The organism is Microcystis sp. M53598_WE2 (genome assembly GCF_030067735.1).
In the GTDB taxonomy this organism is placed as follows: Bacteria; Cyanobacteriota; Cyanobacteriia; order Cyanobacteriales; family Microcystaceae; genus Microcystis; species Microcystis aeruginosa.
This window is the reverse complement of record NZ_JASJFE010000037.1, coordinates 1-6623: the sequence shown is the minus strand read 5'-3', so window position 1 is coordinate 6623 and position 6623 is coordinate 1. Positions and strand designations below refer to the sequence as shown.

The following is a 6623-nucleotide window of genomic DNA, read 5'->3' as shown; positions in this document are numbered from 1 at the left end:
TCCAAAAAGATGTTGACCAAAAATTTGACAAAATCGACGAACGGTTAAATAAGCTAGAGGTAGGACAGGCAAAGTTAACCGAAAAGGTTGAGGGAATCGATAATCGCCTAAAATCAGTGGAAGGAACCCAAAAAAATCAGGTCTGGACATTAATTATTCTTTTGGCAAGTGCGGTCGCGGTTGCTTTCCTGACAACCTTCTCAAAGATTTGATCTAATCTCAGACAGAAGTAAGCCGGAGCCAATTACCCACTCTCACGCGATGTGCAACTAAAAACGACGGAATCAGGGTTACAGAGGATACTTTATCTCTGCTGATTTCTGAAAGCTTTGTCAATCAAGACTAAAAATATAGTTGCACACGGGGTCACTCTCTATATGCGAGAATAGCCTGTGTGAAAAACCTAGGTAAGTGTTATGGTTGCACCTATGCAAAATAGGCAGTTTAACGGGTTGTCTAGCCAAGAAGCTGGCGATCGCTTGAAACAGCATGGCTACAACGAACTGCCCTCGACCCAGCATCGTACTTTTTTAAGGATCGCCCTAGACATTATCCAAGAGCCGATTTTCTTGCTCCTGATTGCCTGTGGTGTCATCTACCTCTTTTTGGGTGATGCTCAAGAAGCTCTGATTTTGTTGGGGTTTGTCTTTTTTATTATTGGCATCAATCTTTACCAGGAGCAAAAAACGGAACGTTCTCTAGAAGCACTGCGGGACTTATCCAGTCCTCGGGCCTTGGTGATTCGAGATGGGGAGCGGCAGCGGATTGCAGGGCGAGAAGTGGTACAGGGGGATTTGATCGTGGTGGAGGAGGGCGATCGCGTTCCTGCGGATGCGATTTTGCTGTGGTCAACTCACTTAACGATTGATGAATCGCTGTTAACCGGAGAGTCTGTTCCGGTCAGGAAACGCATCATCCAGTTGGAAGAAGACCCTGAGAAACTTTCAGCCACCTTGAGACCGGGTGGCGACGACTTACCCACTGTCTATTCTGGCACTCTGGCGGTACAAGGGCAGGGCATTGCCCAGGTGCAAGCAACGGGTATCGGCACTGAAATGGGAAAAATTGGCAAAGCTCTGCAAACGGTTGAACCGGAAGACACTGTCTTACAGAAAGAAACCCGTCGCATTGTCGGTAAATTGACGATGATTGCGCTTGCCATTTGCGCGGCGGTGGTCGTGATTTATGGACTAACCCGGGACGATTGGTTGCATGGCTTTTTGGCAGGATTAGCCCTGGCAATGGCAATTTTGCCCAATGAAATTCCGGTGGTGCTGGCCATCTTTCTGGCTCTGGGAGCGTGGCGATTCTCGCAAAAACAGGTACTAACTCGTCGCATTCCAGTGGTTGAAACCCTGGGTTCTGCCACCGTTCTTTGTGTCGATAAGACTGGAACCCTGACATTGAACCAAATGGCCGTCAAACAATTGTTGGTTTACAGCGGCTCCAATGCTTATCTGTACGATGTGACGCTCCACGAGCGCGAACCCTTGCCCGAAGTCCTTCATCCCCTGATCGAGTTTGGCATTCTAGCGAGTCGCAAAGATCCCTTTGACCCGATGGAGAAAGCGTTGCAGCAAATTGGTTGGAATTACCTGGCCAAGACTGAACACCTGCATAGCGATTGGCAACTACTGCACGAATATCCCCTGTCCACCGATCTCTTGGCCATGTCCTGTGTCTGGGAATCCCTGACGGGGGAGCTTACCGTTGCGGCAAAAGGGGACCCAGAAGCGATCGCTGATCTCTGCCATTTCAGCCCGATTCAACAACAGGAGCTTGCCGAACAGATCCAGTCCATGGCCAGAGAAGGTTTGCGAGTTCTGGGAGTCGCTCAAGGACGCAAAATTGGAACATTACCCAAAACTCACGCTCTTGAGTCATCTGGGCCTCTAGCCTACTTGGAATCTGACGATCGCTTACCTGTGCAACAACACGACTTTGAGTTTGAATTTGTGGGACTCATCGGCCTGGAAGACCCGGTGCGCCCTACTGTTGCACCTGCGATCTCCGAATGCTATGGTGCGGGAATTCGCGTTGTGATGATTACGGGTGATTATCCGGTAACAGCCCAGAACATTGCCCGTCAGATTGGACTCAGGCCTTTAGACAAGGTGATCACCGGTAGGGAACTGGAGCAAATGGGTGAGTCGGAACTGCGCGATCGCATTCAAAGCACCAACATCTTTGCCCGTGTCGTCCCCGAACAAAAACTATTGATTGTCAATGCACTGAAACGCTCCGGTGAAATTGTGGCCATGACCGGCGATGGTGTCAACGATGCCCCAGCACTCAAGTCTGCCCATATCGGCATTGCCATGGGTGAACGGGGTACCGATGTAGCGCGAGAGTCTGCCGATCTGGTCCTGTTGAAAGATGATTTTTCGTCCATCGTCGAATCGGTCAAACTGGGAAGACGTATCTTTGACAACCTGAAAAAGGGGATGGCCTATACCTTAGCCGTTCACGTTCCGATCGCGGGTATGTCCTTGATTCCAGTCATGTTTGGCTGGCCCTTGGTGCTGCTCCCCATCCACATTGCCTTTCTGCACTTAATTATCGATCCGGCCTGCACGGTTGTGTTTGAAGCTGAACCGGCAGAAAGCGATATTATGCGCCGCCCCCCCCGTAATCCCAAAGAACCCTTGTTCAGTCGTCGAACGTTGCGATTGGCTTTGCTTCAGGGGATCAGCGTTTTAGTGGTACTGCTTATTGTATTCGCGATCGCCTATAGCAACGGCAATAGTGAATTAGATGCTCGTGCCTTAGCATTTACGACATTGATTATCTCTAACCTGGCTATGATCCTCACCAATCGTTCCTGGTCCCGAACGATTCCAGAAATGCTCCAAGCTCCTAATCAGGCTTTGTGGTGGGTGATCGGCGGTGGACTCCTGTTTTTGGGATTAGTTCTCTATGTTCCCTTGTTACGACACCTGTTCAGCTTTTCACTTCTACATACTGATGATTTGCTGGTTAGCTTAGTTTCTGGAGTTGTCAGTATTTTCTGGTTTGAAGGACTAAAACTGTGGAACCGCCGGAACTTGAACATCTAAAAAATAAAAGTCATCATCAAGTTTAACCCTCTGCTAACCAGCGCACGGCATCCTTAGCGTGGTAGGTTAAGATAATATCAGCACCCGCCCGTTTAAAGCTGGTTAAAGTCTCTAAAGTCACTCTTTTTTCGTCAATCCAGCCATTTAACGCCGCCGCTTTAATCATTGAATATTCCCCCGACACATTGTAGGCAGCCACGGGTAAATTAGTCATTTCTTTGATTCTCCAGATAATATCCATGTAAGACAGGGCAGGTTTCACCATTAACATATCTGCTCCCTCTAATAAGTCTAATTCCACCTCTTTTAAGGCTTCCCTGGCATTACCCGGATCCATTTGGTAGGTTCTGCGATCGCCGAATTGGGGGGTAGAATCGGCGGCATCCCGAAACGGCCCATAATAGGCAGAGGCATATTTAGCCGTATAGGAAAGAATCGGTGTATCACTATAACCCGCCTCATCCAATCCCTGACGAATTGCCTGCACGAAACCATCCATCATTCCCGACGGTGCAATGATATCCACTCCCGCTTTTACCTGAGAAACGGCGGTTTTTTGCAATAATCCCAGAGTAGGATCGTTTAACACCCTGCCGGTTAAATCTCCCGTTTGCAGATAACCACAATGACCGTGGTTGGTATATTCACACAAACAAGTATCGGCGACAATGAGTAGATCGGGAACTGCCTCTTTAATTGCTGTGGCAGCTTTTTGGACAATACCATGATCGTGCCATGCTCCCGTCGCCTCTGTGTCTTTACTTTCCGGCAGCCCAAATAAAATAATCGCTGGAATTCCTAAATCCCGCACTTCCTTGGCTTCGTCAACAATTTTATCGATTGATAATTGGTACACCCCCGGCATCGATTTGACTTCCTGAGCAATACCTTCCCCCGTCGTGGCGAAAAGGGGATAGATAAAGTCATTGGCTGTCAAGACGGTTTCACTCACCAGACGGCGCATTTGAGGGGTTTGACGCAGACGACGGGGGCGATGAATAGGAAACATAGTTTTTTGTGATTAAATCGGGAATCTTGTCTCGATTCTTTAGTTTAAATCTTTGCTGAGGATGAACACAAATCGATTCAGCCGGCAGCCAGCTGCCGGCAGCTATCCGCAATATTTAGTTATTTTGAGCTTAATCAAACTATTTAGGTCAAAAATGACCTGATGAGGCTCTATCGTCGTTTTGAGGGCGAAAAACCAGCAATTTGACTAAAATTTAATCTTTATAGCGATCAATTTTGGTGTCGCCACCACCGCATCTATTTACAAAACTTTACCTCATCAGTTATCAGTTACCAGTTACCAGTTATCAGTTATCAGATGTGATACTAAATCCGTTTATTAAAAACTGATTATTTATTCTCCCTTTTGCCTCTTGCCTTTTGCATGAGTGCCTCTCCTCATAACTAGCTTATACTCAACGGATTTAGTATGAGTTTTCAGTTCACCGATGGCTCTCTTGGATATTGGCTGAAAAATGTTCACGGTGTTACATTAGCGGCGCAAGCGTTCACTGATTACTGTTTACTGTTCACTGTTCACTCACTCCCAAAACCCATCTCCATTTGGGAGAAGGATCGTTTATTCTAGGAAGTAAGAGCGATCGATTCAGGATTTTTGCTATGGCGAACTTAGGTGATTTAGTCAAAAAAGCAGTTTATTTGGGCGTAGGCATTGCTACTTATGCCGCCGAAAAAGCTGAAGTAAATTTACAAGAATTAAGAAATCAAGCCCAAAAATTAGCCGATGAAATGATTTCTCGCGGCGAAATGACGACAGAAGAAGCGCGCAAATACGTTGATGAGTTGGTGAAACAGGCACAACAGCAAACGGTGGCAGGTAACGAATCTAATATTCCCCATGAACCCCGACGGATAGAAATTATTGAAGATGAGGAGGACACCAAAGCAGCCGATCCAAAAGTAGATGAATTGCGGCAACAGGTGGAACGTCTTCAGGAGGAATTACGGAAACTGCAACGGGATTAAAACCTAGATTTTAGCGACAAATAATTAATTATTACCAGACAAGGGATGCAAGTATAAACATGAACGATTGGCCGAAAGATTTTTGGGAAGTGATCGAAACTGTGGCACTGGGAATTGAAACTTTTTTCCAAGAAGTGACCCAAACTATCGAAGAAATTAATGAGGAAATTATCATAGATCTGGAACAGTTTATTCAAGAGGTTTTACCCCAAGAATTGGAAGAATTTTTTAACCTCGATGAGTCCCTATTTTCGGAATTAGATGAACCCTCGGATTTTACCCTCACTCCTAAGGTTAACCCCGATCCTAACACCCATCCTGCTTGTATCGGTTGCCGTAATTATCACGGTTATATCTACGGAGGTAATCTTCTCGTCTGCGGTTTCCATCCCTACGGTTGGGATAGTGATAGTTGTCCCGATTGGCAAGCAGAGGATTAATTATTTTTCTATAAAATTAGGTAGGGTTATCACCCCTACCCATAACTTTTATCTCAAAGCAACTATCTGTCATTTTTAGTTAAGAATTACTCTTGGGAGCATGGTAAGGTTCAGAATCAAAAGGCTGCATCCCCACATCGGGATACTCATCATTGTTGGGGCTAAAAATGCGAGCAAAAGCCTCCGTTAGGTACTGGACAAAATTGTGTAACGTATCCTTGATATTCATTGCTTTTCTCTCCGACTCTCGACAACAATCTCTTTTTCGGATCAGGTTGATTCACCCCTCCATCCCAATTATCTGGCCAGAATCTCATCAATTGTTGACTTTTGAGATAATTCTTGAATAATCTTCATAAGACTTGATATTTTTTCTTGTTTATCTAAACTTTTATAATAATCCTTGTATTTTTGTAAAGGAAAGATTATTCAATTAAATCGCTGATTTGTTGATCATCTAAGCATAAATATCCATTGACAAAAACTTTGAATTGAGCATTATCTATCTCCTCATCCAAAAAAGGCTCGATGGCTTTCTGACGAAGTTCTTTAATTTTGTTGAGGTTTAATCCCAACTTTTCGATAGTATTAATTGCTTTTTGATCATCTTCTTGTGCGGGTTTAATTGTACCATCATAGTTAAAGGCAAAGTGAGACTCACAATCGGGATTAAGTGGAGAGATTAAGAGATTTTCATCAAACCAGCTATTTTTTAGATTACCACAGTGCCGAGGTTCACCAGACTTAAGATTTGCCTGACAGGAACATAGCAAATTGGCATAATCTAGGGGATCAACAGTGGTATCACTTTGAGGTTTAAAATGTTCTATATGGCATTCACCATAAACCAATCGACTTTCACAATAACAACATATTTCCCCCTGTTCTGTCATCAACGCTTTAATTAGTATTTCTTTTGGTTTTCCTGCCAAATTTTTAAAGTCGGGCTGCCAATCTGAGTTAGCTTGCTCTTTCCAATTCTTAAACTCCGGTGGTTCTTGTCTTTTTCTAATATACTTCATTTTCCGATAATTTCCTTGCGTCGAATAATAACTTCAGATCTAATTAATTCTGGATCATCTTTAATTTTAGCTCTGAGATCATTGATGTTATTTTTAGCTGCCTCTAATTT

At 44.6% G+C, this 6623-nt stretch carries 7 protein-coding genes; 4 read left to right on the top strand and 3 right to left on the bottom strand.

Annotated elements, in window-relative coordinates; all coding sequences use genetic code 11:
* Together PX636_RS00830 and PX636_RS00825 are read left to right on the top strand one after the other, a co-directional pair.
* A partial coding sequence (locus tag PX636_RS00830; protein WP_288115918.1) for a hemolysin XhlA family protein occupies positions 1 to 212 on the top strand: 212 nt, incomplete at its 5' end.
* Positions 213 to 416: 204 nt separating this feature from the next.
* The gene (locus PX636_RS00825) at positions 417 to 3056 is read left to right on the top strand and encodes a cation-translocating P-type ATPase (protein WP_288115917.1); all 2640 of its coding nucleotides are present in this window, start codon (positions 417 to 419) and stop codon (positions 3054 to 3056) included.
* A gap of 22 nt (positions 3057 to 3078) precedes the next feature.
* On the opposite strand, the gene hemB is transcribed toward PX636_RS00825, so the two are convergent.
* Entirely contained in the window at positions 3079 to 4065 is a 987-nt protein-coding gene (hemB, locus tag PX636_RS00820) for a porphobilinogen synthase (RefSeq protein ID WP_002797139.1), read from the bottom strand.
* Positions 4066 to 4685: 620 nt separating this feature from the next.
* Between hemB and PX636_RS00815 the strand changes: the two genes are divergently transcribed.
* Positions 4686 to 5051 (top strand): phasin family protein, encoded by a 366-nt coding sequence (locus tag PX636_RS00815; protein WP_002797138.1) that lies wholly within the window; start codon positions 4686 to 4688, stop codon positions 5049 to 5051.
* A gap of 59 nt (positions 5052 to 5110) precedes the next feature.
* Complete coding sequence (locus PX636_RS00810) at positions 5111 to 5491, top strand: hypothetical protein (RefSeq protein WP_012266703.1); 381 nt, start codon at positions 5111 to 5113, stop codon at positions 5489 to 5491.
* Positions 5492 to 5570: 79 nt separating this feature from the next.
* On the opposite strand, the gene PX636_RS00805 is transcribed toward PX636_RS00810, so the two are convergent.
* Entirely contained in the window at positions 5571 to 5720 is a 150-nt protein-coding gene (locus PX636_RS00805; protein ID WP_041804180.1) for a hypothetical protein, read from the bottom strand.
* A 196-nt stretch (positions 5721 to 5916) separates the two neighbouring features.
* The gene (locus tag PX636_RS00800; protein ID WP_288115914.1) at positions 5917 to 6513 is read right to left on the bottom strand and encodes a retron system putative HNH endonuclease; all 597 of its coding nucleotides are present in this window, start codon (positions 6511 to 6513) and stop codon (positions 5917 to 5919) included.
* Positions 6514 to 6623 lie beyond the last annotated feature (110 nt).